We start from the raw sequence: 26,406 nt of genomic DNA, 5'->3' as shown, positions 1-26,406 counted from the left end.
TCTTTTTGTTTATTTTATAAGATATAATTAGACACAAGATAAGGTTATTCGGGATGACTTATCTTATAAAACAGGGATAGCAAAAAAACATCTTTCTTTTTAAAGATGTTTTTTTCATTTAGTAATAGTTATTGGATGGGATGAGTTACATCATATTTAATTTTATTCTTGTCAAAACCAATTATTTCAAGGTGTCGATCGAGCATAGTTGAAATTCGGGAGCTTCCAAGTAAGTTGTAAAATTCATACGCTCTACGGAAATGGAACGTGGCATGTTCCTCATCTCCTAAAAAATGAAGTGCTGTAGCTTTAGTGGCATTTAAATCTCCAGCATAGATATAGACGAATTTACAATTAGATAGATTAATTCCTTTAGTTGCTATCTCGATACATTTAACATAATTTTTCTCTTGTAGGTAAAATTGCGCTAAATAGAAATAAGCTCTTAAAATATGGAGTGTTTCGACATTTTCATAATTTGCTAACCGACTTTCAACTGATGTTGTTAATAATTCAATTGCTTCTTGACGTTGTCCAAGTGTGAATAAGCAAGTAGCTTTGTCAGTATTAATCCCGATTTCTTCAATTGTAAAGATATGAAGTCTTTCACTCCCTGTTTCGTCCATTAAAGAAAAAGTGCGAAGAGCCTCATTAAAATATTCAAGTGCCTTAGCAGCATTTTTATATTTTTTGAGCTGAACCACTCCTTGTTGATAAGTATAGGCTTGTTTTCCTACTCCATATTGAAAATCGGGAAGGTTGGCACATTTTTGAAGAAGTTGTTCTAAAAGGTCGTAATTGCCCATTGTTGTACATTGCTTCATTTGATGCATATAGTCACTTGTTTGCTCAAAGTTAATGTAATAACACTGTTCAATTAAGACACGAATATCAACACGCAATTTATTACAAAGTTGATAGAGAAGCTCAAGACTAGGATTGCGTTTACCATTTAAGATTTTGTTTAAATGATCCCGAGGTGTAATGCCAGCAGCGAGTTCACTTTGTGTCATCCCTTTTTCTTGAGCAATTTCTTTTAATTTCTGTGTAAGAAGTTGAAAGTTAATATAATAACCGTTCAAATTGGGATATTCTGTCTTTTCCATTTTGTCCTCACTTCTATTAAGTTTATTTATTTATATTATAAAATATAATGATAGTATAAATCTATACGAGAACGTTTCTATAAACATTAAAATATGTAATAATGCCTTTTAGTATCCTAATTTAGGGGAAGAGAGAGTTTTTTTTAATCTTTTTCTATGTTATAATATGAAACTGTAACATTATAAAATCCTCATGCTGTTGGCAGAATCCAGCGTTATCAAAAATAGGAGGTCTAGTTTAGCGAACGTTAGGCTTATTTTGCTATGCGTTTGTTTAATCATGATCTTATCTGCTCCTGTTTTTTATTAGGAGTTTTTTTTATTGTTATAAAGTTTAAAGGTAAGGGTGACTAGTATGACAAATGAATTAATTGCACTATTATTTGTGTGTACAAACTTTGGTTTAGTTGTGTTAAGCTACAAGTTATTTGGACGCAAGGGGCTATATGCTTATATTGTAATGAGCGTTATTGCGGCTAATATTCAAGTAGCAAAGACAACGACTATTTTCGGTATTGTAACAACCTTAGGAAATACAATGTTTAGTGGTATTTTCTTATCAACAGATCTATTAAGTGAAAAGTATGGAGTAAAAGCTGCAAAGTCAGCCGTATTTATGGGATTCTTTACGCAGTTATCATTTTTAATTGTGACTCAATTTTCATTATGGTTTAAACCAGAAGCATCTGACTGGGCACAACCGTATATGGAAGGTTTATTTGGTTTAGCGTTACCAGTATTCACGATTGCAGGACTATGTTCGTTCTTAGTTTCTCAAAGCATTGATGTTTATATTTTCCACTTTATTAAGGAAAAGTTTCCTCATGATAAGTGGTTATGGTTACGTAATAATGGAAGTACTTTATTAAGTCAGTTAATAGATACTTTCATTTTCACAGCGATTGTGTATATGTTTGGATTATGGGAATTAGATGCGGCTATATCAATTTTCTTTGTTACATATTTTGTTAAAGCTATCTTAAGTATTTGCGATACTCCATTTGTTTATTTATTGAAAAAGGTAAAACCGTTAGATTTATAACAATTATATATGTGATAATATAATATTTTTAGAAGGTCAGATTATTCTGACCTTTTTTCTATAATGATGTAAATAAAGGGGGAGAGATTATGGAGTTAAAGTTTGTAAAAGATAATGAAGTTAAGTTAGAGTGGTTCGGCGATAATGAAAGTTACGGGAGATTTTTAAGTAATCTTGTTTCGTGCGACAAGAAGCATGCTGTTTATCTTGATGAGTTGATGAAGTGGATGAGGATGCGAAGTCTAGACTTGTAGCGGGAATTAAGTCGAAATATAAGAATAAGGATTTTTGAGGAAGGACGTTATTGTCGTTCAGAGCATTTAGAGGATAGTTTGTTGAATGATGAGCGCTTGAATGAGAGTTATCTAGTTAAGTTAAGTGATAAGCAGAATGTGTGAGATTATATTCGAAACAATTGGTCGACATTTATATAATCATGGCTATTTAAGTCGTTTAGAAAACGGGGCAGAGTATAAGAGGGTAAAATAAAAAGCAGAGCTAAGCTCTGCTTTTTATTCTTCCATGAAGTCTTTTAAACGACGGCTTCTTGAAGGGTGGCGTAATTTACGTAAGGCTTTCGCTTCAATTTGGCGAATACGTTCACGAGTTACACCGAATTCTTTTCCTACTTCTTCAAGTGTACGTGTATGTCCATCTTCAAGACCGAAACGTAAACGAAGAACTCGTTCTTCACGGTCTGTTAATGTTTCTAAAACTTCGGCTAATTCTTTTTTAAGCATTTCATTTGATGTGAAGTCTGATGGTGATAAAGCATCAGCATCTGGAATGAAATCTCCTAAACTTGAATCAGCTTCATCACCAACTGGTGATTCTAATGAAATTGGTTCTTGAGAGATTTTTAAAATTTCACGTGCTTTTTCGGGTGTAATTTCCATTTTTTCAGCAATTTCTTCTGGTAATGGCTCACGACCTAATTCTTGGACTAATTGACGTTGAATACGTACTAGTTTGTTGATTGTTTCAATCATGTGAACTGGAATACGGATGGTACGTGCTTGGTCCGCAATGGCACGTGTAATGGCTTGGCGAATCCACCATGTGGCGTATGTTGAGAATTTGAATCCTTTACGGTAGTCAAATTTTTCTACTGCTTTGATTAATCCCATATTTCCTTCTTGAATTAAATCAAGGAATAACATTCCGCGTCCGATATGACGGCGAGCAATACTTACAACTAATCGTAAATTCGATTCAACCAGACGTTTTTTAGCGTATTCGGCTTCGTGAAGAACACGATCAGCTTCTTCCTCTGTTAATTCAGTAATTCCAACTAATAATTCATTTCCATCATGAGCTTCACCGGCATCTTGAATAAGTAAATCGATACGATCTATTAATTCTTGAGGTAATGCTTCATTTTGACGACGGTATTTTAATATTTCTTCTAAAATATCTCCGCGTTCGATTTTTTTAGCAAATTTGATTTCTTCTTGGCTTGATAATAACTCAACGCGTCCGATTTCTTTTAAATACATGTGAACTGGATCGCTAAGTTTTAATTGTGAAGTAATCTCGAATGCGTCAAATGGTTCTTCATCTTCTTCTTCAATTTTAAAGTCTGCTGGAATATTTTCCTCTTCCTCATTTTCTTCAAAATCAGCTTCTTCAGTTGTTGTTTGTTCCTCTTCAGTGTTTTGCACTTTTGGTGTTTCTTTAACTTCTTTTTTGACTTTAGGAGTCTCAACCACTTTTTTGGCTTTTACGATATCAATTTGTTCAGATTCGTATAAATCTAAAAATGAACTAATCATTTCAGGATCTAATTGTACTTCCGCAAAACTATTATTAATTTCATCGTACGTTAAATAACCACGTTTTTTACCTAATTTAATTAACTTATCGTTAATTTCAAGAATTTTTTTCTCGTCAAATACCGGCATTGACATAAAACCACTCCTTTTACTTACCTAACTGCTAGTAGATCTAGTTGTTTTTTATGATATGGAATGACAGATAGAGTTTTTCTAAGTAGTCATCCTTAGTATCGCTCAAATGGGTGCGTATCATTTGATTCATTGTGCTTTTATTTTTGTTTTTTTAAATCCGAATGATTACATAGCTTAATTATGGATGTTTTTTAGTTTGTATAAAAAGAAATAAGTATTTTTTTGTTAAATTTCTATCTTTCAAAACTAAATAAAGTCCGTTTTTAGGTCACTGAAACATTTAGAGGCGTACCTCTAAAATAGAATTGATGATTTGTGTGAATCCATTTTGTAAAAATTGTTCAACTGTTATGTTTAATTCTGAGGAGATAAATTCACCTTTGTTATGAGTAAGTGTGATTAGAGATGAAAGATTAGCCCATAGAATATAAACAGCTTGTTGTGGATTTACATTTTTTTGAATGATTCCGTCTTCCTGTCCTTGTTTTAAGAAGTTCTCAAGAAGTTGATTCGTTTCAGTTCCGCTTGCAAAGATTTGCATTAAAGTAGGGGGAATTTCACTTAGGTTGATATCTGAGTTTTTCATTGTATTAACGGAATCGAATGAATAAGGGTATGTTTGATAATAAGTGGTCATTGCTTTACAAATCGCGTAGTACTTTGTTAAAAAATCTCCTTCAATATTCAAGACGTCAGTTAAATCCTGATTAAGTGAGGTTAATCCCTTTAAAACGATGTTGTATAAAATATCTTCTTTGTTTTCGAAATAGGTGTAAATTGTTCGACGACTATAAGATGAAGCTTTTGATAAGTCTTCAATCGTCGTTGCATAGAATCCTTTTTCATAAAAGACTTGTTCTGCAGCATCTAATATTGTTTGACGATGAAGGGCCGCTATGGCTTCTTTTTTATTTGGTCCGCCCATTTTATACAACCTTTCTATTTAGTATACTATTAGTATACTTTTTTTGTTAAAAGATATCAATACCTAAAATAAATTACAAAAGACAGCGTAACGCTGTCTTAGTCTCCGACTCCAAAGTCAGTATTATTCCAAAGAACTTCCAAGTGTTTTACATCGTCTAACCATTTATATTCATCAAGGAACCATTCTTTTAATTTTGGGTCTGGTTTGATGATAGTTGTGTTTTCACAGTAGACGTTAACCGTTGCATGATCGAATTGATTTAAGACAATATCGATATCTCTTTTTATCATGTCCTTTGTTTGTCCTTGCACACCAACCATGATGCATGCCGAATCAAAGTATTGCTTAAGTTCATCAACACTTTTAAAAGGTGCTCCTTTTTTTAAGACTTTTTCCCTGAAATCGTAGTCAAAAGATTCAACTCCTGTTTTGAACATCATATCAATTTCAAATCGTTGACGCATTTTATGAAGATGCTCTCGGTAAATCCAATGTGCTTCTGCAAAAAGTTTTTTGAATTCGTGTTCATCGATTGTTTGTTTAATCATATTTAATGTTTCTTTTGGAAGGTCGAATATGTTACCTGAATTAATGACCTCAAATGTATCATATAGACCTTTAACGTTTGAGAGAACTTCCTTGTTTAGCGTGTTCATTTCTTCGACGTTTGTAGAATTATCTCCGATATAGTCACAAAATGCACATTTTCCATAGGCACAAGGTCGACTTTTTAAAAGGACTATTTCACGAGGAAATTTTTCCGTTATTATATTGTATCTTTCCATTTATATCACCTTTTTTAAGTATATCATAGTGCTTATACGATGACTCGTAATGTGTCTTAATTTTATAGTTATTTTTTGGTAAACGTCGGATGTTTTTGTGGTAAAATGAATGTATTCAATTGAGCTTGGGTGGGATGATATGTTAACAAAATCAGAAGTGTTGAGAAAAACTTTTACTTATATTTGTATTATCTTTGTAATTATTTTCTTTGGTTTCATTTTTTCAGGTAATTTTATTTATGCTATATCAGGGCAGTTTGTTGAAAATTATTTGACGATTTATACGAATTCACATGATTTATTACTTCAGGGACAGATGCCGATGTGGTCCTGGAACTTTTTCCTTGGTGGAAATTTTTTAGGAGCTCAGAATGTTTATTCGATATATAACCCATTCTTTTTGATTACGATGTTGTTTTCAACTAGTAATTTGTCGTTTTTATATTTTCCATTGCTATTTTTAAAGACGTGCTTAGCAGCGGGGGCTTTATATTTGTATATGAAGGAAACGAAGTGGTTTTCACTTCATACGACGACCATTGCTAGTTTGCTCTTTATTTTTAATGGCTGGTATTTAACTAATTTAAATGAGTTTATTACGATTGACTTGCTTGTTTTTGTTCCACTAGTTTTATATGGCGCTGAGAAAATGCTCGCGTCGGGTAAGAAGCGGTACTTTGTTGCTACATTTACATTGTTATTAATCTCTCATTTTACATTTTTATTATTGTTCTTACCGTTCTTATTCATTTATATCTTAATTCGAATTTATGTCATGCATCATTCACAGAAAGATAATTTGTATAAAGATATCAAAAATTTTATTTTGTCTATCTTTATTATTATCGGAGTCAATATGGTCTTTATTTTACCGCTGGTGATGGCTTCAAATACGGTTCAAATTGAATTGCAAAATGGAGTGACGTTATCATCTGTATTAGCTTTAGCGGTTCAAGGATTATTCCCACCTCTTCATGAAAATTATAAGGGGGTGGCTAATTTTATTAATCATTCTCATTATTTATCGTTATATCAGTCTGTTCTAGTTGTTTTACTAGCCCCACAGTTTGTGAAATTGATTAGTAAGGGAGCTCGCAGGCTCACGATTTTAAGTTACATAGGGTTACTTTTGATTGTATTTTTGACGCAGTCGATGCAACTTGTTAATGTAACGTCACTGGCAACTTTAAATATGAATGTATTATCGATACTGTTAATTTTATTTAACTCATTATTAGTGGCTTATGTATTAAATGATACGCATAAATTGGATTTAAAGTTATTAAAGAAAACGAAATATGGATATAAATTTCTATTATTACTGGTATTAGTGTTTATTTTTGTTTATGAGTATAGTTTCAATAATCAAGGATTCACGAATTTTACAACTGAGGCTGTTTTCTCTCAATTAATCGCTATTACGCCGTACTTAATGATTTTTTTATTAATGAATTTATTGATTTCTTTGTATTGTTTTATTTTAGATGAGATTGTAAAGGAAGAGCATCAGTTAAGAGGGAAGGTTATCTTTGTTATTTTGATGCTTGAGTGTCTATTTACGGCATATATGTATTTTGAAACGAATAGTCAGAAATCGAATGCCGTTGTGGAGTATGTACAGGATAATGATTATATTGTGAATGAAACTTATGCGGTAGCAGACTATATTCAGACCATTGATCCGGAGTTTTATCGCATTATTAATAGTTATGAGACGCAGTATAATGAACCGATTTATCGAGGTTATAATGGCTTCTCGATTGGAAATAAGGCGCTTTTGGGAGACGATGAGTTTTCTTGGATGTTAAATGAAAATGTAACAAATGGCTTATCTATTTCAGCTACGGATTATATGATTACGACTGCGTTATCAGCGAAGTATTATTTTACGCCAGATTACGAAGCCTCTTTGCCAGGGTATGAGTATTATGATCGTATTGAAGGGATTACGATATACAAGAATAATTATTTTGTCCCAGTAGCCTCAAGTATGAATACCTATGTATTGGATACAGATTTTGAAAAGTTAAGTCGTGAACAAAAACAATATGTTTTCTTGAATTGTATGATTTTAAATAAGGAACAGGTAGAACATTTGGCTTTAACATATCGTCTTGAGGCTTATGATTTGAGTACTCTTCCAAGCTATCTAGGTGAGATTCAATATTATCAAGCGGCTCAGACCAGACAAAATAAAGGCGTTAAGAATGTAACCTATACCCAAAATGGAATTTCTCATGATTATGTGGCATTAAGTCCAACACTGCTTTCTTATTCGATTCCTTATGACGAAGGATGGAAAGCTTATGGAGATGGGGAATTATTAGAAGTACATAATGTAAATGGCGGATTTATTGGAATTGAAATTCCGAGTGCAGGTCAATATGAAATTACACTTGAATATAAATCGCCTGGTTTTGATATCGGATTCTCAATTTCTAGTATTACAGCACTGATTATTTTAGGGTGCTTCTATAAGTATTACGAAGATAAAAAGAAAATTGCCTCGAAATAATTTGAGGCAATTTTTTGTAGCAATAAGTCATATACTAAGACAAGGTAGGTGATGAGATGAGAAGGTTAAGGGTGTTAAGTGCGTTTATGTTAGCATGCCTCGTTTTTATTGGTGGTATTTTAGAAGTTCATGCAGAAGATTTACTCACTACTTTGGAACAATCACATATGATTGAAGTGAAGCAGAGTTGGTTTTCACTGAATAAATCGTATAAGGTTTATGTGGATGGGAACAAAGTAGGAAAGGTTGAGGGACTTTATTTTAATTTATTTGGTGAACGACTTGTTTTATCTGATTTAAATGGAGACGTTTATGGCTCAGAACAACAAATTAAACGTTGGAACATTCGTTTAAATCGATTAGCACAGGTTTATAATAGTAGTAATGAGACAGTTGGATTTATTGGTGAAGAAGTAATTGAGGATTTCTTTAGATGGGGAAAAACATTTCATTTTTATGATGAAAATCGAAAAGAAATAGCTATTTCAAAACAAAAGATGTTTAGAATCTTTCCTGAATATATTATCGAAGACAAAAGTGGGAATGAATTGTATAAAATAAAGAAAAAATTCTCACTATTTAAAACAACATATGAAATTACAATTTACGACACGAATGTAGTACCTGTTGAGCAAAGTATTTTTCTGACTTCTATATTAGATGCGATAAAAGAAGCAGAAGATGAAAAATGAGATGAGATTTTTAGGATTTCATCTCATTTTTATTGATTATTTGCCAATATTGAAAAGAGTTTTTAGGCATTAATTGTAAAAGTTAGTTTTTTTATGTTAGACCCTTAAATTTTATGGACGATTGTCATATAATAGTAAAGACTATAGTTTAGGAGATGATGGACGATGTTCATTAAGATAGATGATTTAAATGTTTATTATGAAGTTGAAGGGGAAGGGCATCCTCTTCTTTTATTGCATGGATGGGGGCAGAAGGTTGAAGCATTTCGACCGATTATCGAACCATTAAAAAAAGAATTTAAAGTTTATACGTTAGACTTTCCTGGTTTCGGTCGAAGTGAAGAACCGAAAACGATTTGGTCAGTTTATGATTATGCTGACATGGTTGAGAAGTTTGTAAAGCAGTTAGATATTAAAAATCCAACTATTTTTGGCCATTCATTTGGTGGGCGTGTTGGAATTATTTATGCTGGGCGCCAAAATGAGTTAAATAAATTAGTGTTAATTGATAGTGCTGGAATTAAACCAAAACGTGGTATTGATTATTATGCTCGTGTTTATAGCTATAAATTAGGTAAAAAGGTTTTAAGTTTACCAGGTTTAAGTGCTTATAAAGAACAGATGATGGCGAATGCCGGTTCATCGGATTATAAAAACGCATCACCTGTGATGCGTCAGATTATGAGTAAGGTTGTGAATGAAGATTTACAGCATTTAATGCCTTCTATTAAAGTGCCAACTTTATTAGTATGGGGAGATAAAGATGATGCGACGCCTTTGAGCGATGCTAAAATTATGGAGAAAAAAATTCCTGGAGCGGGACTGGTTGTGTTTGAGGGCGCTGGTCATTATTCATATCTAGACTGTTTAGGTCAATTTTTACGCGTGATTGACGTGTTCTTACAAGAAGAAAGAGGTGAGAAGTAATGGCATTACCTTATATAATCATGGGGCTTTTAGCGGTACTTTCTATCATTTTATGTTTTACTTTATGGGGGCGAATGAAACACGCCTTACAAATGTTACAACAGTGTCATTATATGAATGATCGTTTTACGAATTGGATAGCAGGGCATCGATTGAATTCGTTCCCGACTGTTTTATCTGTATTTGTTATTGCCTATTGGGTAGTTATTGTTTTAAGTTTATTGATGCCTTTATCGTTTATGACGATTACAATTCCACTTTTAATAATTACGGCTATTGGGGCATTTTTATCTAATTTAACAAGTTTTAAGTCAAAAGAATCAAAGTTACCGTTAAAAATTACGGCACGTGTTTGGCGCTTAATTGGAACGGCAGTCTTAGTAATGCTAGCAATCTCTGGTGTTGCAATGGCCTTTGTCCCACTTAACCTGTTACTTCAGTTGCCTGGATGGGTATTAACATTCAATTTATTTGCGTATATGATTGTGTTGTTTGCAAATAAGTTAAATAAGCCATTAGAGACGCAGATTCGTTTAGGATTTATTAATGATGCACGTCGCATTGTGAAGTCTTCGAAAGATTTAGATGTAATCGGAGTAACCGGAAGTTATGGTAAAACGAGTACGAAGCATGCATTGAATGCGATTTTATCAGAGCAGTTTAACACATTAATGACGCCTGAAAGCTATAATACCCCGATGGGGATTACGATTACGATTCGTAACTTCTTGAAGCCAATTCATAGTAAGTTTATTGCTGAGATGGGAGCTTATAAAGTTGGTGAAATTAATGAGTTATGTGAAATTGCTTATCCTAAGTACGGTGTTTTAACATCGGTTGGACCGCAACATTTAGAAACATTTAAAACAATTGATAATGTTAAACAAACAAAGTTTGAGTTGATTGAGTATTTGCCTGAAGACGGAATTGGATTTATTAATATTGATGATGAAAATATTCGTGATTACTATGAAAATAAATTCCAAGGTAAGTGTAAAGTTTATACGTATGGGATTGAACGTGAAGCAGATTATCGTGCAAGTGATATTGAAGTCAGCGAAAAAGGAACAACATTCAATGTTCACTTTAAAGATGGACGTGTTGAAACATTCCAAACAAAACTTTTAGGATTGCATAATATTTATAATACGTTAGCAAGTATTGGGTTAGGGTATGAGTTAGGAATTCCAGTTGAGAAAATGCAAATGGCAGTTCGTAAAATGAAACCTGTCACTCACCGTTTAGAGCTACGTCGTAACGGTAACTTTACAATTATCGATGATGCTTTCAACTCAAATCCAGTAGGATCTAAAATGGCACTTGAAGTATTAGGACAAATGAATGGGAAACGAATCGTTATCACACCAGGTATGGTCGATTTAGGTACAGCTCAATATGATTTAAACAAAGCATTTGGGACATACATGAAAGATAACTGTGATTATGTCATTCTAGTTGGAAAAAAACAAACAGAACCAATCTATGCTGGATTAATGGAAGTTGAATACCCAACAGAAACAATCTACGTAGCAGAAAACCTACAAGATGCCTTTGCCAAAATGCACGAAGTCGTGGAACCAGGTGCCTTCGTATTACTAGAAAATGACCTACCGGAACTATTTGCAGAGTAATATAAAAGGCTGAGAGGTGCGTTTAGAAGATCGTAAAAGTGAACACTCACTATTAACTCGCTCTTTGAGTTAATATGGGAGTGGAACTTTATAGAGCTTCTGCACCTCGAAGCTAGATTGAATAAAAGGCTGAATCGAGCGGTTAATTCGACGTAGAAATGAAAAGAAAGCGTAATGGTCGGTTTATGACCATGAAGACTTTATTGAATTTCATAGACGAATTGCTCGATGAAGCTGGATTGAATAACCCTGAGAAAAATTATTCTAATTCTCATAGAGTTCGAAAAGAATAATTAAATTCACAGGATAAGATGGTCTAAATTTCGCAAGATCGCAATTAGAACCATCTAAAAGGCTGAATCGAGCAGGAACTGCTTGTAAAAGTCGTTTCGAATGACAGTGACTTGTCCTTTGAGTTTCTAGGCATTAGTAGACTTTATAGAGAGATTGCTGTCCGAACCTAGATTTACTAACAAAGATTCAGAAATGATGTGCTAAGTAGAAATAACGTTAAAAAGGGAGAAAACAACGATGAGCGATAAAGTATTAGAGTTTATTAAAAAAGTTCAATCTATTTCACAAATTGGCTTATCCTTTTCAACAGATCCCTACGCAATTGATAACTACAACGAATTAAAAGAGTTAAGTCTTGAAATGTTACATTCATATACGGGATTACCTAAGGCAGAATGTGACTTATATAAAGATTATCATTATCCAACACCGCAACCTGCAGTTAGAGCAATGGTTTTAAAAGATGGTAAAGTGTTGCTAGTCAAGGAAAAGGATAGTGGTGAATGGTCATTACCGGGTGGTTGGTGTGATATTGATTGTACACCCAAACAAACTGCAATTAAGGAAACATTCGAGGAATCAGGATACGTTATTGAATGCCCTAAATTATTAGCTGTATTCGATAGAAGAAATTATACACAAAAGTCTATCTATGATGTTTATTGTCTTTATTTCCAGGGCAATGTCGTTTCAGGTGAGGCAAAATGTAATCATGAAACTTCCGAAGTAGCATGGTTTGAATTAGATAATTTACCGGTCTTATCAAGAAAAAATTCAATTGAAGAAATTAAAAAGGCATATAAAGTTTATGCTGAACAATTAGAAACATATTTTGAGTAATTTACACAAAAAAAGATTTATAATGATAGTCATTTATTGATAAAATAGACGTATGTTTTTACTGTAAATTACGGTATACTTTACAATAGATACTAAACTTAAATTAAAAGGGGGCTTCCTCATGAAGTTAAAAGTTGGTGTGTTCTTTGGTGGTGAATCGGTAGAGCACGAAATCTCAATTATTTCTGCTAATCAAGCAATGCATGCTATCGATAAAGAGAAATACGATGTAGTACCAGTTTACCTATCAAAAAAGCGTGAATGGTATACAGGTGAAGCGTTATTCGACGTGAAAGAATATAAAAATATGGACGAATTGTTCAAAAAATGTCAACGTATTACGATTGTAGCTAACAAAGGTAAAATCCAAGTTGAACGTTATCCAAGTAAATTATTTGGAAATAATATTTTAAATACAATCGATGTAGCAATTCCAGTTATTCACGGAACAAATGGTGAAGACGGTGCCCTACAAGGATTCTTCGAATTAAACGGAATTCCTTACTCTGGATGTGATGTTGCTGCAGCGGCCGTTGGACAAGATAAAGTGTTCATGAAAAATATTTTACGTGATTCAGGATTACCTATCACAAATTATGTTTGGTATTATTCTTCTGATTGGTTTGCGAATCCAGAGGCATGTTTAGATGCGATTGAATCTAAATTATCTTATCCATTAATGGTTAAACCAGTTAGTCTTGGATCAAGTGTTGGGATTTCAAAAGCGAAAGACCGTGCATCATTAGAAGAAGCTATTACAGAAGCAATTAGCTACGATAATAAATTTATCGTTGAAGAAATGGTAACTCAATTAGTTGAAGTTAACTGCTCAGTAATTGGAGATTTCTCTGGTGCCAAAGCTTCTGTACTAGAAGAAGTAATGGGATCTGATGAGTTTTTAAGTTATAAAGATAAATATGAAGGTGGTGGAGGTTCTAAAGGTGCTAAAACCGGAGGAACTAAATCACAAGGTATGGCAAGTACTAACCGTATTATTCCTGCTCGTTTGACAGATGAAGGAACTAAATATGTTCAAGATCTTGCATTACAAACATTCCGTGTACTTGGTAGTGCAGGGGTTGCTCGTATTGACTTCTTAATTAATGCTGAAAACAATAATGTTTATGTAAATGAAATCAATACAATCCCAGGATCATTATCATTCTACTTATGGGAAAAAACAGACCGTGACTTTACAGGTTTAATGACAAGTCTTGTTGAATTAGCTTTAAAACGTCAACGTGAACGTGAAAACTTAACATTCTCATTCGACTCAAACGTTTTAGCATTACAAGGATCTGGAACAAAAGGGGCAAAAGGAACAAAAGCCTAATTAAATATATAAAAAGGAGCTATCATTTGATGAGCTCCTTTTTATATATCAAATAGTTGAATAGGTTTGTAAAAAATATATAAGTTCTGATGAGTTTTTCATACATGGAAAACCTAACATAGGGACGTCATGATTTAATACTACCTTTGTTGGGGAGGCTCTGAATTATAAGATGTCCTAATAGCAAAAAGGTTTAGCAACTGAACTCTAAAAATAGAAGAAATATTGATGGTTATATATGAGAAGTTATTTATTTTATTGAAAATCTAACATTGTTAACTTAAAATTAAAAGGTTAAAATGATAATAGTTACAAAAAAGGGGGACAGAGCTGTGAAAAAGGCGATATTTTTTGATATTGATGGTACTTTAATTGAAGCTAAGGACGGAATTAAAGAAATTAGACCGAATGTTCAGTCTGCGATTCGTTCTTTACAGGAAAATGGACATTATGTTTTTATTGCAACGGGAAGACCTTATGCTTTTTTAAGCCAGGCAATTTTAAATTTCGGTTTTGATGGTTTTATTTTAGCTAATGGTGCTCATGTTGTGGTTAAGGATGAGTTGTTACATAGTGAACCTCTTGATAAAGAATTTGTTAAAGAATTTACGTCGAAGCTTGAGGCAATGAATGTACAGTATATTTTAGAGGGAGAAAAACAATCCTATTTAAAAGAAACTCATAAAGAGTTTTATGAGTTTTATGATCGTGTGGGTATTTTAAATGACCTTTTTGAAAGTAATTATTCGTTAGATGAAGTTGATATTCACAAGATTGAGATGTTATGTATGACTGACGAAATTTATCAAGCTTGCCTAGAATTATTAGCAGGACATGATGAGTATGATCATGTGAGCAGTATTGATTTTGGTGTTTGCGAGCTATATTCAAAAAAGAATACGAAGGCAACTGGAATTATTAAAGCATTACAACATTTAAATATTCCAATTGAAAATAGTTATGCATTTGGTGATGGTAAGAATGATATTGAAATGTTATCAACAGTTGGATGCGGTATTGCTATGGGAAATGCATCTGATGAGGTGAAGAAGTATGCACACCAAGTAACAGAAACAGTTCATAATGATGGAGTGGCTTTCGGAATTGAAAAATTTGTGGTCTAAATATTAGATAAGATGTGACATAATCACATCTTTTTTTTATCAGAAGATGAGAAAAATCCGTTTTATTCGTATTTTTTGTCGTAATTAGCAGAAAATAATAAATAAAAAAAGTGAGGTTATTTTCCTCACTTTAAAAATTATTTTGTAACGTCAGTTGGACGAGTTACAACTTGGTCTACAAGTCCATAAGCTACTGCTTCATCAGCAGACATGAAGTTATCACGTTCTGTATCTTGTTCGATTTTTTCTAATGGTTGACCTGTTTGTTCAGCTAAGATTTTATTTAAACGATCACGAGTTTTTAAGATGTGTTTTGCAGCAATCGCAATTTCTGTAGCTTGACCTTGTGCTCCACCAAGTGGTTGGTGAATCATGACTTCACTATTTGGTAAAACATAACGTTTTCCTTTAGTACCAGCTGTTAATAAGAAGGCACCCATTGAAGCGGCCATTCCAACACAGATAGTTGAAACATCACATTTAATATAGTTCATTGTATCAAAAATAGCTAGACCTGCTGTTACTGATCCACCAGGACTGTTGATATAGATATTAATATCTTTGTCTGGATCTTCTGCTGCTAAAAATAAAAGTTGAGCAACAACAATGTTAGCTGTGTGGTCATTAATTTCCCCACTTAACATGATGATACGATCTTTTAATAAGCGAGAATAAATATCGTATGCACGCTCACCATGAGCTGTTTGTTCAATGACTGTTGGTACTAAATAACTCATAAGGCCACCCCTCTTTTTATAAAAAATTTATATAGCACATTTTACCACAGTTCAACAAAAAAATATAGCGTTGAGTCCGGTATACTCTATTTTAATATAGTTGAAGGTAATATATTCATTTTTATGGAAATTTCTTATGTTTATTTTTGTTAGTCAACTAATTATAAACGCTTACAGTAGTTTAAAACTTGATTATCATGGTACAAATTGTTAGAATAAAAATGTAGTAATTTTTCACAATATATATGTGTACTCGGTTACACGGGTTGTGACAAATAACATATTTATTATATTCTAGGAGGAATCTTCACATGGCTGTTAAAGTAGCGATTAATGGATTCGGGCGTATCGGACGCTTAGCTTTACGTTTAATGATCGAAAACAATGAATTTGAAGTTGTTGCAATCAACGACTTAACTGATGCTAAAACATTAGCTCACTTATTCAAATACGATTCAGCTCAAGGTCGTTTCAACGGAGAAATCGAAGTTAAAGACGGAGCTTTCGTAGTTAACGGTAAAGAAATCAAAGTTACTGCTGAGCGTAACCCTGCAGACTTACCTTGGGGAGAATTAGGAGTAGATGTAGTATTAGAATGTACTGGATTCTTCACTTCTCAAGAAAAAGCTGGATTACACTTACAAGCAGGAGCTAAAAAAGTAGTTATCTCTGCACCAGCTACAGGAGATATCAAAACTGTAGTTTACAACGTAAACCAAGATATTTTAGACGGAACTGAAACAGTTATCTCAGGAGCTTCTTGTACAACTAACTGTTTAGCTCCAATGGCTAAAGTATTAAACGATAAATACGGTGTACAAAAAGGATTCATGACTACAATCCATGCTTACACTAATGACCAAAATACATTAGATGCTCCTCACGGAAAAGGTGACTTACGTCGTGGACGTGCAGCTGCTGCATCAATCGTTCCTAACTCAACTGGAGCTGCTAAAGCTATCGGTTTAGTAATTCCTGAATTACAAGGAAAATTAGACGGTGGAGCTCAACGTGTTCCAGTAATCACTGGTTCATTAACTGAGTTAGTATGTACTTTAAACACTAAAGTAACTGCTGCTGAAATCAACGAAGCAATGAAAGCTGCTGCTAACGAATCATTCGGATACACTGAAGATGAAATCGTTTCTGCAGACGTAATCGGAATTTCTTACGGATCATTATTCGATGCTACTCAAACAAAAGTTATGGAAGTTAACGGAGAGCAATTAGTTAAAGTTGCTGCTTGGTATGACAACGAAATGTCTTACACTAACCAATTAATCCGTACTTTAGGATACTTCGCTTCTTTAATTAAATAATTTTAATTAACGCGAACTTTTTTGTAAAAAAAGCTATCTCTTTGGAGATAGCTTTTTTCATTAGTGCATAAAAATAGGAGAGATGGTCATTTTAAAATGAGAGGTGAAAATATGAAGGTTGCGATTTTAGCGATTGGGAATGAAGTGCTTTGTGGAAAGACAATTAATACGAATAGCGCATTTATTGCAAAAGAGGTTGAGCAATTAGGTGGGAAAATCGTTCACCAACAAGTGGTTCCTGACGTATTAGAAGAGATTGTGGAAGGACTTAACGTTGCTTATTCTTATGCGGATATTGTGCTGACAATTGGTGGTCTTGGACCAACAGTTGATGATTTATCACGTGATGGTGTGGCGATGTATTTTAACGAAACGCTTGTGTATGATGAAGAGATTTATCAAGGAATTGTTGAGTACTTTAAACGCACGAATAGAGCGGTTCCTAGTAATAATGCTAGACAGGCTTATAAATTTAAAACAGGGCTTGTTTTAACGAATAATAATGGAACGGCACCAGGATTGTTTTTAGAAAAAGATAATAAGTCTGTATTTTTATTGCCAGGACCTCCAGCTGAGCTTCAGGCAATGTTTTATGAAAGTGTGACACCATATTTCTTGGCAGAAATTAAAGAGCGTAAAATTAGCAACAGTTATCGCCTTTGTGGTATTGGTGAGTCGTATGCAGAGGAAATGATTTTATATTTATATGATAAATATTCTCATTTAAATATTGCTCCTTATTGTGCGGTTGATCATGTGGATTATATTGTTTCGACCACAGAAAGTTATGAAACAGAGTTGCGTGAGTTTGATGAAGAGTTTAAAAATCTTATGACGGATTACTATATTGGAGATCAGAATACCGATCTCCCGACGGAAGTGGTTCGTTTGTTAAAAGAAAAGCAGTTGACGATTGCAACCGCTGAAAGTTGTAGTGGTGGATTGCTATCTTCTGAAATTGTGAATGTAGCGGGTGTTTCTTCTGTTTTCTTAGAGGGTATCGTGACGTATAGTTATGAATCAAAGATGAATCGACTTCATATTGATCGTGATCGTTTAATGGAGCATGGAGCAGTTTCAGAGGAAATTGCATATGACATGGCGAATAATTTAAAAGAGTTAACAGGTGCTGATGTTACGATAGGTGTAACAGGAATTGCAGGACCAGATGGTGGTTCAGAGTTAAAGCCTGTTGGATTAGTTTATGTCGGACTTAATGTATGTGGCAAAAATATTATTAAATCTTACATTTTTAATGGTAATCGCGAAAAAATAAGACAGCGTACTGTCGCAGAATCTTTATATTTGTTGCACTACCATTTAAAAGCGCTTTAAAAATATGATGTCAGACGGTAATGTTTGAATTATATGTAAAAAAGCGTTAAAATAATATTGTGAAAAAATTTTTTAAGGAGGACTCATCACATGAACAAAAAAACTGTTAAAGATGTTGAGTTAAATGGAAAGAAAGTCCTTGTACGTGTTGATTTCAACGTACCAATGAAAGATGGAAAAATTACTAACGACAATCGTATCGTAGCTGCATTACCTACAATCAAATACATCTTAGAAAATGGTGGACGTGCTATTTTATTCTCTCACTTAGGGAAAATCAAATCTGAAGAAGATAAAGCGTCTAAATCATTACGTCCAGCTGCTGAGCGTTTAGCTGAGTTATTAGGACAAGACGTTAAATTCATCCCACAAACTCGTGGAGCTGAATTAGAAGCTGCCATCGCTGAATTAAAAGACGGTGAAGTATTAATGTTCGAAAACACTCGTTTCGAAGATTTAGATGGTAAAAAAGAATCTAAAAACGATGCTGAATTAGGAAAATACTGGGCTTCTTTAGGAGATGTATTCGTAAACGATGCATTCGGTACAGCTCACCGTGCTCATGCATCAAACGTTGGAATCTCTGCTAATTTAGAAGCAGTAGCTGGATTCTTATTAGAAAAAGAAATCGAATTTATCGGTGGAGCAGTTGATGCACCACAACGTCCAATGGTTGCTATCTTAGGTGGAGCAAAAGTATCTGATAAAATCGGTGTTATCGAAAACTTATTAGACAAAGCTGACAAAGTATTAGTTGGTGGAGGTATGATGTTCACATTCCTTAAAGCACAAGGGAAAAACATCGGTAAATCTTTATGTGAAGAAGATAAATTAGAATTAGCAAAAGCTTTATTAGAAAAAGGTGGAGACAAATTAGTTTTACCTATCGATACAGTTGCTGCTAAAGAATTCTCTAACGATACTGAATTCCGCGTTGTTTCAGTTGATGAATTAGCTGACGATGAAATGGGATTAGATGTTGGACCTGCTACTGTTGAGTTATTCTCTAATGTATTAAAAGATGCTAAAACTGTAGTATGGAATGGACCAATGGGTGTATTCGAAATGTCTAACTTCGCTAAAGGAACTATCGGAGTATGTGAAGCTATCGCTAACTTAGAAGGAGCTATCACTATCATCGGTGGTGGAGATTCAGCTGCTGCTGCAATGCAATTAGGATACGCTGATAAATTCTCTCACATCTCAACAGGTGGAGGAGCTTCTTTAGAATATTTAGAAGGTAAAGAATTACCAGGTGTAGCATCATTAAGCAACAAATGCTGTGGATGCGGATGCAAATAATTTTTAAAAACTAGTCTTTAAATAAGGAATTCACCTTTTGTGAGTTCCTATTTAAACTTAAAATTTATATAGAGGTGAACGTTGTGAGAAAACCAATCATCGCAGGAAACTGGAAAATGAACAAAAACTATGATGAAGCATTAGAATTCATCAAAGCTGTAGCGGATAAAGTACCAAGCTCAGATAAAGTAGAAACTGCTATCTGTGCTCCAGCATTATACTTACGTTCATTAGTTGAACATCAAGGAGAAAACTTACGTATTGGTGCTCAAAACATGCACTTTGAAGCTAATGGAGCTTTCACTGGAGAAATCGCTCCAGGTATGTTAAAAGACTTAGGAGTAACTTATGTTATTTTAGGTCACAGTGAACGTCGTGAAATGTTCAATGAAACTGATGAAACAGTTAACAAAAAAACTCATGCAGCATTTGCTAATGGATTAGTTCCAATCGTTTGCTGTGGGGAATCTTTAGAGCAACGTGAAAATGGAACAACTAACCAAGTTGTAGATTCTCAAATCGTTCGCGCTTTAGAAGGATTATCATTAGAGCAAGTTAAAGAAACAGTTATCGCTTATGAACCAATCTGGGCTATCGGAACTGGATTAACTGCTACTGATGAGCAAGCTAATGAAACTATCGGATACATCCGTAAAGTTGTTGCTCGTGAACACGGACAAGAAGCTGCAGATGCAATCCGTATCCAATATGGTGGATCAGTTAAACCTAGCACAATTGCTGGTTTAATGGCTCAACCAGAAATCGATGGAGCTTTAGTTGGTGGAGCTTCATTAGATGTTGAATCATTCTTAGGATTATTAGAATTCTAATATTAATTTAACAAGCACACACACATGCTTAAAACAGTCATCTTTCTTTTGAAGATGGCTGTTTTTTTATGGATTAAATTGTGGATAACCTTGTTTTTGAAATTTTTATTTGTAGAAAGTATATTTCTGGTTCTCTATAGATTTTTAGAACCTAATTCTTATTATCTTAGCTATCATTCAAATCGCCTAATTTCTACATAATAAGCAAGATATCGTGAATAATAAGTGTAAGATTTTGATTTTTTGTAGAGGTGGTTGGGATGAAGTTGAAGGAATTTTTAATGGTCATTATTGTGTTTATTAGTTTGATTCTGACTCTAGTAATTGGAGATATGAATGTTTCGGCTAGTGAGCAGAAGGTGAAAAGTGTTAATAAAAATATTCAATCTACGAGTGACATTCCGTTTATTCCTGAAAATTATGCTTATCGGGATTGGCGAGCTGTTGCAATGGATTTTAATCGGATGCTATTCAATTTTGATGAGTATCACTATGGTTATATTGATCGTAGTTATCGAAATACAGGACGTGAGTCATTAGGTTTTTTGACTTATACCTCTGATGAACAGGATATAAATCAGGCTCAGGCTATTACGGCAATAGGAGCTTTATTGTCTGCAAATTTGATTGGTAGAGATGAAATTGGTGAGGAGTTTTTAAGTAAACTTGTACCGTTAGTGGAGTCTTATTATAATGTTGAGAATGGTGAGGGGATTCTTTTAAATTATGAGAATGGTAGTAGTCTTGAACTATCATTTTGGGAACAGGTATATCCTGGAATGCTGTATTTTATGTTGATGGATCGATATGAGGCAACACTTGATTCGGAGCAGATTTTGAGAAGCATAGCAGATAACTGGTACGATGTGGTGATGGATTTAGGTGGAAGTCAGGGAATGGTTGATTTTGCTTATACGGGATATGATTTTAAGCAGAAGGTTCCTTATGATAATGGAGAATGGACAGAACCAGGTGCAGCAGCTGGGGTTGCGATGATTCAATATTTTGCGTATGAGCGTTTTGAAGATCGTAAATATATGAAAGCAGCCACCGAGTGTATGAAATATTTAGAAGAGTTTCAGCGAAATCCGGGATATGAGGTAGTTTATTTATATTTACCTTATTTATCGGCACGTTTGAATGCAATGGAAAATGGTCATTTTGATACGGCAAAATATATGGAGTTTTTCTTTACTGAAAGTGATTATCGTCATGAGTACGGGATGTTTAATGGGGAATATGGAACGGGATTAATTGGTTCAAGAACTGAATATGGTGGAACACCAGAGTCATTTGCTAGTATTGTTGCAGCAACAGCGTTAGTTCCGATGCTAAAATATGATCAACGTTATGCAATTGAGGTTGGACGCTATATTTTACATCTAACACAGAGTTTGAATTTATTTTATCCTAATAATACTGTGATTCCATTTGATAGAGTTTCACGGATGAATGAGACAGAAAATCAAAAACAATCGATTTTAAGTGGGGCTTATTTAGGATTGTTGGCGGCAATGATTGAACAAACGAATGTTGAGGGGATCTTGAAGGTAGATCTTAATACAAATGATTATTACGTGGATGAAGAGAAGAATCTGCCTATGTACTTGTTGTTTAATCCTTATGATAGTAAGCAAGAGGTACAATACAAGATTCAGTCAGAGGGAACGGTCAACTTATATAATGTAATGACGCAAGAGTTTATAACTAAAAATGTTAGTGATCAGACTAGTATTACAATAAATGCGACCGATGCAGTAATTTTGGCTGAGGTTCCTGTAACTGAAGGTGAAAATAAGTATGATGAACAACGTAAGATTGAAAATAGTGTAAATGCTAAAGTATTAGGAGCTGTTAATTTTGTAGGGTTATCTCAATATGAACCGATTTCTGATAATTATTCGCTTGATCTAGATATTAAAACAATGGAGGACGATGCAGTTTCTAATATTAATATTTATATGGATGGGAATGCAATCTTTCAAAATGTTAATTACTCGAAACCTTATGTTGTGGATGTTAGTAAGTTGGCAAATGGATATCATTTGATGAAAGCTGAGATTATTACTTCGAGTGGACTTAAGGATTATGCATATGCTCGCATTTTTATTCAAAAAGATGAGAATCCTTACTTATTGAATGAACTTCCAAATAATTTGATTAATTGGACACCAGTTAATGATGGTAGCGTGGAGTTTATTAATGGTGATAGCGAGGTTCGTGTCAGAGGTGGAATTGAGAGTCAGCCATTTAATCTTGATTTTAGTCAGGTCCCAATGATTGCGATGGAGATTGCTGATTTTACAGAGCCTTGGTCTTTATTCTTAAAGGTGAAGGAGACAGGAGAACGGTTCTATATTTTTGAGAATTCAACTGAAGCGGGAAGAATTAAAATGAGTTTGAATTATGCTTTACATCAATTAAATCCTAAGAATTATCATTTATTAGGTGAGCATGAAGTGTCTTTAGAGCTTGAGACTAATGGTGAGATAGATGTGAAAAAGGTTCGTTTATTTAATCAAGGGTTACAGCCAATGAAAGAGCGAGCTTGGAAAACGGCATTTACAACACAAGAGATTACACATTGGCAGGCAAGACTAAATGCTTTAGGAAAAGTGAATTATTATGATGGTAGTGCAGTAGTTAAAAATTTAAATAAAGAGGGGAGTGGCGGAATTCAGACGTCTTACTTTGAAGTAGATTTAGAGAAAAATCCAAAGTTTACAATTAATGTTAAAGATGTTGATGAACTTTGGTCATTACTTGTTTATGTAGAAGGTGATCAACGAGGATATTATCTTCAATATCCAACGAATAAGACAGGCGTGTTTTCATATGATATTTATGATACCTTAAAAACCGTTTATCAAACGAATGAGATTCCAGGACGACATAATCTTCAGTTTTGGATTGTAAGTAATGGGGCGTATGGAGCTCAGGTTGATTTAGAATCTTTAAAGTTGGAGTACTCTAAGTCATGGATTGAATGGACTGTGATTGGAACAGTAGCCTTTTTAAGTGTTGTTGCAATTTTTGTGAATGTGAATAAGGATTTTTAAAAATCTCTCTTTTGAGAGATTTTTATTTTGGGCGGGAAAGGGGAAATGCCTCATCAGAGGAATCGATAGTTTTTGATACAATATGACTTAATTTTAGAAAGTGACAAGTTTTGATAATTAAAGATAATTATTTCAAAAATATTATCAAAATTGATCGAGCGAAATTTCGTTCGTCACAGTATTTCATATTTACTATTTATTTAACAATATCAATGATTTAAATACAACAAATCGTAAATGTAAACAAAGTCTTATTTTAAATCTGAAAAGAAGTGTTAATGATATAAAAAAAGAGTATATCCTGGGAAATAATTTAAAATTATAGATATAAATATAAAAATTTTGATTTATCCACAGAACTTCTAAAAATGATTTAAAATTATATAAAAAGAAAAAAGTATCTGCAAAAAATTGCAGATACTTTTTTTAAACTTCCATGATGATTGGGAAGATGCTAGGTCTTCTTTTTGTTTGTTCGTATAGATAACGTTCTAATGATTTTTTAACGCGAGTTTTCATGACCATAATTTCGTTTGTATCGCTTTCGAGTAGCATTTGAAGCTCATTTTTAGCGATTTCTTTGATATTGTTCATTAGTTCTTCTGCTTCTTTGACATAAACAAAGCCACGAGTTAGAATGTATGGCTCACTAATGAGTTCTTTTGATTGTTTATCAATAGTGGCAACGATGATAATCATTCCACCTTCAGCAAGCATTTTGCGGTCTCTTAAGACGATGTTTCCGACATCTCCAACACCAATTCCATCGACAAGAATGGCTCCTGTACGTACGCGGCCATTGATTTTTGCTGAGTTATTTGTTAATTCAAGAATTTGTCCTGTTTCTAAGACTTTGATATGGTCTTTTGGAATTCCAACACTGACGGCTAAATTTTTATGGTGTACAAGGTGACGATATTCACCATGAACCGGCATAAAGAATTTTGGATGGGTAAGACGTAGGATAAGTTTTAGTTCTTCTTGGCAAGCATGTCCTGAAACATGGACTGATTCTAAGTCTTTATAGATGACTTCCGCACCTTTTTTATAGAGTTGGTTAATGACACGGCCAACGAGTTTATCGTTACCTGGAATTGGTGAAGCCGAGATGATGAATAGGTCATTAGGTTGTAATTTAAGTTGACGATGTGTAGAGAAGGCAATACGGGCAAGTGCTCCCATTGGTTCTCCTTGACTACCAGTTACGATTAAGGTCAATTCATTTTCTGGTACTGTATTAATCTGATTAATATTAATCAACATATCGTCATCTATGTGAAGATATCCTAATTCCATTGCTACTTTAGAGATGTTTTCCATACTACGTCCGCTGAAGGCTACTTTTCGATTAAATGCACGGGATGCATCGATGATTTGTTGCATGCGGTGGATATTTGAAGCGAAAGTAGCGACAATAATGCGACCTGTTGCACGATCAAATAGTTTCATGAAGGTATCACCAATCGCCTTTTCAGACATGGTGTATCCTTTGCGTTCGACGTTTGTGCTATCTGACATTAAAAGTAGAATTCCGGCTTGTGCAAGTTCTGAAATGCGTTCTAAATCCATTGGTTGATTGTCAATTGGAGTATGATCAACTTTGAAGTCTCCAGTGTGGAACAGAATTCCTACTGGGGTATGGATTGCAAGGGAACAGGCATCTGCTATACTGTGAGTTGTTCGAATAAATTCAATGGATAAATGATTAAATGCAATAACATCACGAGGATTGACGACGTGAAGTTTAGTTGTTTGTAGTAATCCATGTTCTCTTATTTTATTTTCCACCAAACCTAAGGTAAGTTTCGTCCCGTAAATTGGCATGTTAAGTTGTTTTAGAATGAATGGGATAGCTCCGATATGATCTTCATGACCATGAGTTATGAAGAGCCCTTTAACTTTGTCTTCGTTTTCGAGTAGATAATTAATTTCTGGAATGATTAAGTCTACTCCGTACATATCTTCATCGGGGAAGGCAATCCCACAGTCAATTACAATAATTTCATCATCGTATTCAATAGCAGTCATGTTTTTACCGATTTCACCTAAGCCACCGAGTGGAATAACCTTTAATTTTATATTTTCCTCCAAGTTTGGTCACCTTCTTTTTACATAGTTAAACTTAGTATGAATCTAAAAAAGAAAGCTATACGATTAGGTTTTTGTAGGAAAATTATGGTATAATCTGCGAAGGTGAATCCGACATTATTATGATTCCAATTTGTGTGTTAAGCTTGTTTTAAAAGAGTTAGGACTATGTTAAATGTAGGTTAATCTTATGTAATAGAGTGTACGTAATTAGATTCTAAAGAAGGAGCGAGGATATGGAAGTTTTCTTTTGGGTTACTGATTTGTTAATTCCAGTGATGATGATTGTTGTAGGATATTTCTTTAAAAAGCATCCACCAACTACTATTAATTCGGTTTATGGGTATCGTACTAAGCGTTCTATGGCATCTAAGGAGGTTTGGGTATTTGCTCAGCGTTATTTTTGTGGATTATGACTTAAGGTAGGATTAGGATTGTTATTTATCATTATTTTAGATAAGCTGTTAATTCCGATTGCAGCAGAGAATTTTTCATTGATTAATGCCATCATTAATTTGATAGGATTAATAGTTCCAATTTATTTTGTTGAGAGAAAATTAAAAGATGATATTAATTAAACTAAAAAAAAGAGAGTTTGTTATGAACTCTCTT

21 protein-coding genes are annotated in these 26,406 nt (G+C 33.8%); 15 read left to right on the top strand and 6 right to left on the bottom strand.

Annotation, left to right across the window (positions count from 1 at the left end):
* Positions 1-128 precede the first annotated feature (128 nt).
* Positions 129-1,106 carry a helix-turn-helix domain-containing protein gene (locus HMPREF9402_RS09560; protein ID WP_006784467.1) on the bottom strand — a complete coding sequence of 326 codons (978 nt, stop codon included), beginning with the start codon at positions 1,104-1,106 and terminating at the stop codon, positions 129-131.
* 355 nt (positions 1,107-1,461) lie between these two features.
* Here HMPREF9402_RS09560 and HMPREF9402_RS09555 point away from each other — a divergent pair, with 355 nt between their 5' ends.
* Together HMPREF9402_RS09555 and HMPREF9402_RS14590 are read left to right on the top strand one after the other, a co-directional pair.
* Complete coding sequence (locus HMPREF9402_RS09555; protein WP_006784468.1) at positions 1,462-2,148, top strand: queuosine precursor transporter; 687 nt, start codon at positions 1,462-1,464, stop codon at positions 2,146-2,148.
* Between the two features lie 89 nt (positions 2,149-2,237).
* Positions 2,238-2,402 (top strand): hypothetical protein, encoded by a 165-nt coding sequence (locus HMPREF9402_RS14590; protein WP_006784469.1) that lies wholly within the window; start codon positions 2,238-2,240, stop codon positions 2,400-2,402.
* 258 nt (positions 2,403-2,660) lie between these two features.
* On the opposite strand, the gene rpoD is transcribed toward HMPREF9402_RS14590, so the two are convergent.
* The 3 genes from rpoD to HMPREF9402_RS09540 all read right to left on the bottom strand — a co-directional run bounded on the left by rpoD (position 2,661) and on the right by HMPREF9402_RS09540 (position 5,768).
* Positions 2,661-4,055: an RNA polymerase sigma factor RpoD gene (rpoD, locus tag HMPREF9402_RS09550; protein WP_006784470.1), complete on the bottom strand. Its 1,395-nt coding sequence runs from the start codon at positions 4,053-4,055 to the stop codon at positions 2,661-2,663.
* A 280-nt stretch (positions 4,056-4,335) separates the two neighbouring features.
* The gene (locus HMPREF9402_RS09545; protein WP_006784471.1) at positions 4,336-4,980 is read right to left on the bottom strand and encodes a TetR/AcrR family transcriptional regulator; all 645 of its coding nucleotides are present in this window, start codon (positions 4,978-4,980) and stop codon (positions 4,336-4,338) included.
* Between the two features lie 98 nt (positions 4,981-5,078).
* Positions 5,079-5,768, bottom strand: coding sequence for a hypothetical protein (locus HMPREF9402_RS09540; RefSeq protein ID WP_006784472.1), 690 nt, complete (start codon positions 5,766-5,768; stop codon positions 5,079-5,081).
* Positions 5,769-5,907: 139 nt separating this feature from the next.
* Here HMPREF9402_RS09540 and HMPREF9402_RS09535 point away from each other — a divergent pair, with 139 nt between their 5' ends.
* The 7 genes from HMPREF9402_RS09535 (at position 5,908) to HMPREF9402_RS09505 (ending at position 15,124) form a co-directional block, all read left to right on the top strand.
* Positions 5,908-8,283, top strand: coding sequence for a YfhO family protein (locus tag HMPREF9402_RS09535; protein WP_009607259.1), 2,376 nt, complete (start codon positions 5,908-5,910; stop codon positions 8,281-8,283).
* Between the two features lie 56 nt (positions 8,284-8,339).
* Positions 8,340-8,975 (top strand): hypothetical protein, encoded by a 636-nt coding sequence (locus HMPREF9402_RS09530; RefSeq protein WP_006784474.1) that lies wholly within the window; start codon positions 8,340-8,342, stop codon positions 8,973-8,975.
* A 165-nt stretch (positions 8,976-9,140) separates the two neighbouring features.
* Positions 9,141-9,902, top strand: coding sequence for an alpha/beta fold hydrolase (locus HMPREF9402_RS09525; protein WP_006784475.1), 762 nt, complete (start codon positions 9,141-9,143; stop codon positions 9,900-9,902).
* Complete coding sequence (locus tag HMPREF9402_RS09520; RefSeq protein WP_006784476.1) at positions 9,902-11,533, top strand: UDP-N-acetylmuramoyl-tripeptide--D-alanyl-D-alanine ligase; 1,632 nt, start codon at positions 9,902-9,904, stop codon at positions 11,531-11,533. The genes HMPREF9402_RS09525 and HMPREF9402_RS09520 overlap by 1 nt, the downstream gene beginning before the upstream one ends.
* Positions 11,534-12,064: 531 nt before the next feature.
* Positions 12,065-12,667 carry an NUDIX hydrolase gene (locus tag HMPREF9402_RS09515; protein WP_006784477.1) on the top strand — a complete coding sequence of 201 codons (603 nt, stop codon included), beginning with the start codon at positions 12,065-12,067 and terminating at the stop codon, positions 12,665-12,667.
* Positions 12,668-12,788: 121 nt separating this feature from the next.
* Positions 12,789-14,000 carry a D-alanine--D-alanine ligase family protein gene (locus HMPREF9402_RS09510; protein WP_009607241.1) on the top strand — a complete coding sequence of 404 codons (1,212 nt, stop codon included), beginning with the start codon at positions 12,789-12,791 and terminating at the stop codon, positions 13,998-14,000.
* Positions 14,001-14,332: 332 nt separating this feature from the next.
* Positions 14,333-15,124 (top strand): Cof-type HAD-IIB family hydrolase, encoded by a 792-nt coding sequence (locus tag HMPREF9402_RS09505; protein WP_006784479.1) that lies wholly within the window; start codon positions 14,333-14,335, stop codon positions 15,122-15,124.
* Positions 15,125-15,261: 137 nt separating this feature from the next.
* On the opposite strand, the gene clpP is transcribed toward HMPREF9402_RS09505, so the two are convergent.
* Positions 15,262-15,861: an ATP-dependent Clp endopeptidase proteolytic subunit ClpP gene (gene clpP, locus HMPREF9402_RS09500; protein WP_006784480.1), complete on the bottom strand. Its 600-nt coding sequence runs from the start codon at positions 15,859-15,861 to the stop codon at positions 15,262-15,264.
* A 311-nt stretch (positions 15,862-16,172) separates the two neighbouring features.
* Between clpP and gap the strand changes: the two genes are divergently transcribed.
* From gap to HMPREF9402_RS09475, 5 genes are all read left to right on the top strand, one after another.
* Entirely contained in the window at positions 16,173-17,180 is a 1,008-nt protein-coding gene (gap, locus tag HMPREF9402_RS09495) for a type I glyceraldehyde-3-phosphate dehydrogenase (protein WP_006784481.1), read from the top strand.
* A gap of 111 nt (positions 17,181-17,291) precedes the next feature.
* The gene (locus HMPREF9402_RS09490) at positions 17,292-18,515 is read left to right on the top strand and encodes a competence/damage-inducible protein A (RefSeq protein WP_009607244.1); all 1,224 of its coding nucleotides are present in this window, start codon (positions 17,292-17,294) and stop codon (positions 18,513-18,515) included.
* A gap of 90 nt (positions 18,516-18,605) precedes the next feature.
* The gene (locus HMPREF9402_RS09485; RefSeq protein WP_006784483.1) at positions 18,606-19,817 is read left to right on the top strand and encodes a phosphoglycerate kinase; all 1,212 of its coding nucleotides are present in this window, start codon (positions 18,606-18,608) and stop codon (positions 19,815-19,817) included.
* An 83-nt stretch (positions 19,818-19,900) separates the two neighbouring features.
* The gene (gene tpiA / locus HMPREF9402_RS09480) at positions 19,901-20,647 is read left to right on the top strand and encodes a triose-phosphate isomerase (RefSeq protein WP_006784484.1); all 747 of its coding nucleotides are present in this window, start codon (positions 19,901-19,903) and stop codon (positions 20,645-20,647) included.
* Positions 20,648-20,907: 260 nt separating this feature from the next.
* Positions 20,908-23,706, top strand: coding sequence for a hypothetical protein (locus HMPREF9402_RS09475; protein ID WP_006784485.1), 2,799 nt, complete (start codon positions 20,908-20,910; stop codon positions 23,704-23,706).
* Between the two features lie 426 nt (positions 23,707-24,132).
* Here the strand turns inward: HMPREF9402_RS09475 and HMPREF9402_RS09470 are convergent, their stop codons facing one another.
* Positions 24,133-25,797, bottom strand: a complete 1,665-nt coding sequence (locus HMPREF9402_RS09470) for a ribonuclease J (protein ID WP_009607243.1) — start codon at positions 25,795-25,797, stop codon at positions 24,133-24,135.
* A 233-nt stretch (positions 25,798-26,030) separates the two neighbouring features.
* On the opposite strand from HMPREF9402_RS09470, the gene HMPREF9402_RS09465 reads away from it, so the two are divergent.
* Positions 26,031-26,210: an SdpI family protein gene (locus tag HMPREF9402_RS09465; RefSeq protein ID WP_009607254.1), complete on the top strand. Its 180-nt coding sequence runs from the start codon at positions 26,031-26,033 to the stop codon at positions 26,208-26,210.
* Positions 26,211-26,406: the final 196 nt, after the last annotated feature.

It is taken from the genome of Turicibacter sp. HGF1 (assembly GCF_000191865.1).
GTDB classification, from domain to species: Bacteria; Bacillota_I; Bacilli_A; order MOL361; family Turicibacteraceae; genus Turicibacter; species Turicibacter sanguinis.
Note: the sequence above shows the minus strand (reverse complement) of the source record. Positions and strands in the feature narration are given on the sequence as shown.

Excerpts from the sequence above, each read along its gene's own strand:
- HMPREF9402_RS09555 (WP_006784468.1), top strand. The coding sequence starts at position 1,462 with ATGACAAATGAATTAATTGCACTATTATTTGTGTGTACAAACTTTGGT.
- HMPREF9402_RS09510 (WP_009607241.1), top strand. The coding sequence starts at position 12,789 with ATGAAGTTAAAAGTTGGTGTGTTCTTTGGTGGTGAATCGGTAGAGCAC.
- HMPREF9402_RS09530 (WP_006784474.1), top strand. The coding sequence starts at position 8,340 with ATGAGAAGGTTAAGGGTGTTAAGTGCGTTTATGTTAGCATGCCTCGTT.
- HMPREF9402_RS09525 (WP_006784475.1), top strand. The coding sequence starts at position 9,141 with ATGTTCATTAAGATAGATGATTTAAATGTTTATTATGAAGTTGAAGGG.
- HMPREF9402_RS09515 (WP_006784477.1), top strand. The coding sequence starts at position 12,065 with ATGAGCGATAAAGTATTAGAGTTTATTAAAAAAGTTCAATCTATTTCA.
- HMPREF9402_RS09545 (WP_006784471.1), bottom strand. The coding sequence starts at position 4,980 with ATGGGCGGACCAAATAAAAAAGAAGCCATAGCGGCCCTTCATCGTCAA.
- rpoD (WP_006784470.1), bottom strand. The coding sequence starts at position 4,055 with ATGTCAATGCCGGTATTTGACGAGAAAAAAATTCTTGAAATTAACGAT.
- HMPREF9402_RS09535 (WP_009607259.1), top strand. The coding sequence starts at position 5,908 with ATGTTAACAAAATCAGAAGTGTTGAGAAAAACTTTTACTTATATTTGT.
- HMPREF9402_RS09520 (WP_006784476.1), top strand. The coding sequence starts at position 9,902 with ATGGCATTACCTTATATAATCATGGGGCTTTTAGCGGTACTTTCTATC.
- HMPREF9402_RS14590 (WP_006784469.1), top strand. The coding sequence starts at position 2,238 with ATGGAGTTAAAGTTTGTAAAAGATAATGAAGTTAAGTTAGAGTGGTTC.
- HMPREF9402_RS09490 (WP_009607244.1), top strand. The coding sequence starts at position 17,292 with ATGAAGGTTGCGATTTTAGCGATTGGGAATGAAGTGCTTTGTGGAAAG.
- HMPREF9402_RS09560 (WP_006784467.1), bottom strand. The coding sequence starts at position 1,106 with ATGGAAAAGACAGAATATCCCAATTTGAACGGTTATTATATTAACTTT.
- HMPREF9402_RS09540 (WP_006784472.1), bottom strand. The coding sequence starts at position 5,768 with ATGGAAAGATACAATATAATAACGGAAAAATTTCCTCGTGAAATAGTC.
- clpP (WP_006784480.1), bottom strand. The coding sequence starts at position 15,861 with ATGAGTTATTTAGTACCAACAGTCATTGAACAAACAGCTCATGGTGAG.
- HMPREF9402_RS09475 (WP_006784485.1), top strand. The coding sequence starts at position 20,908 with ATGAAGTTGAAGGAATTTTTAATGGTCATTATTGTGTTTATTAGTTTG.
- gap (WP_006784481.1), top strand. The coding sequence starts at position 16,173 with ATGGCTGTTAAAGTAGCGATTAATGGATTCGGGCGTATCGGACGCTTA.
- HMPREF9402_RS09465 (WP_009607254.1), top strand. The coding sequence starts at position 26,031 with ATGGAAGTTTTCTTTTGGGTTACTGATTTGTTAATTCCAGTGATGATG.
- HMPREF9402_RS09485 (WP_006784483.1), top strand. The coding sequence starts at position 18,606 with ATGAACAAAAAAACTGTTAAAGATGTTGAGTTAAATGGAAAGAAAGTC.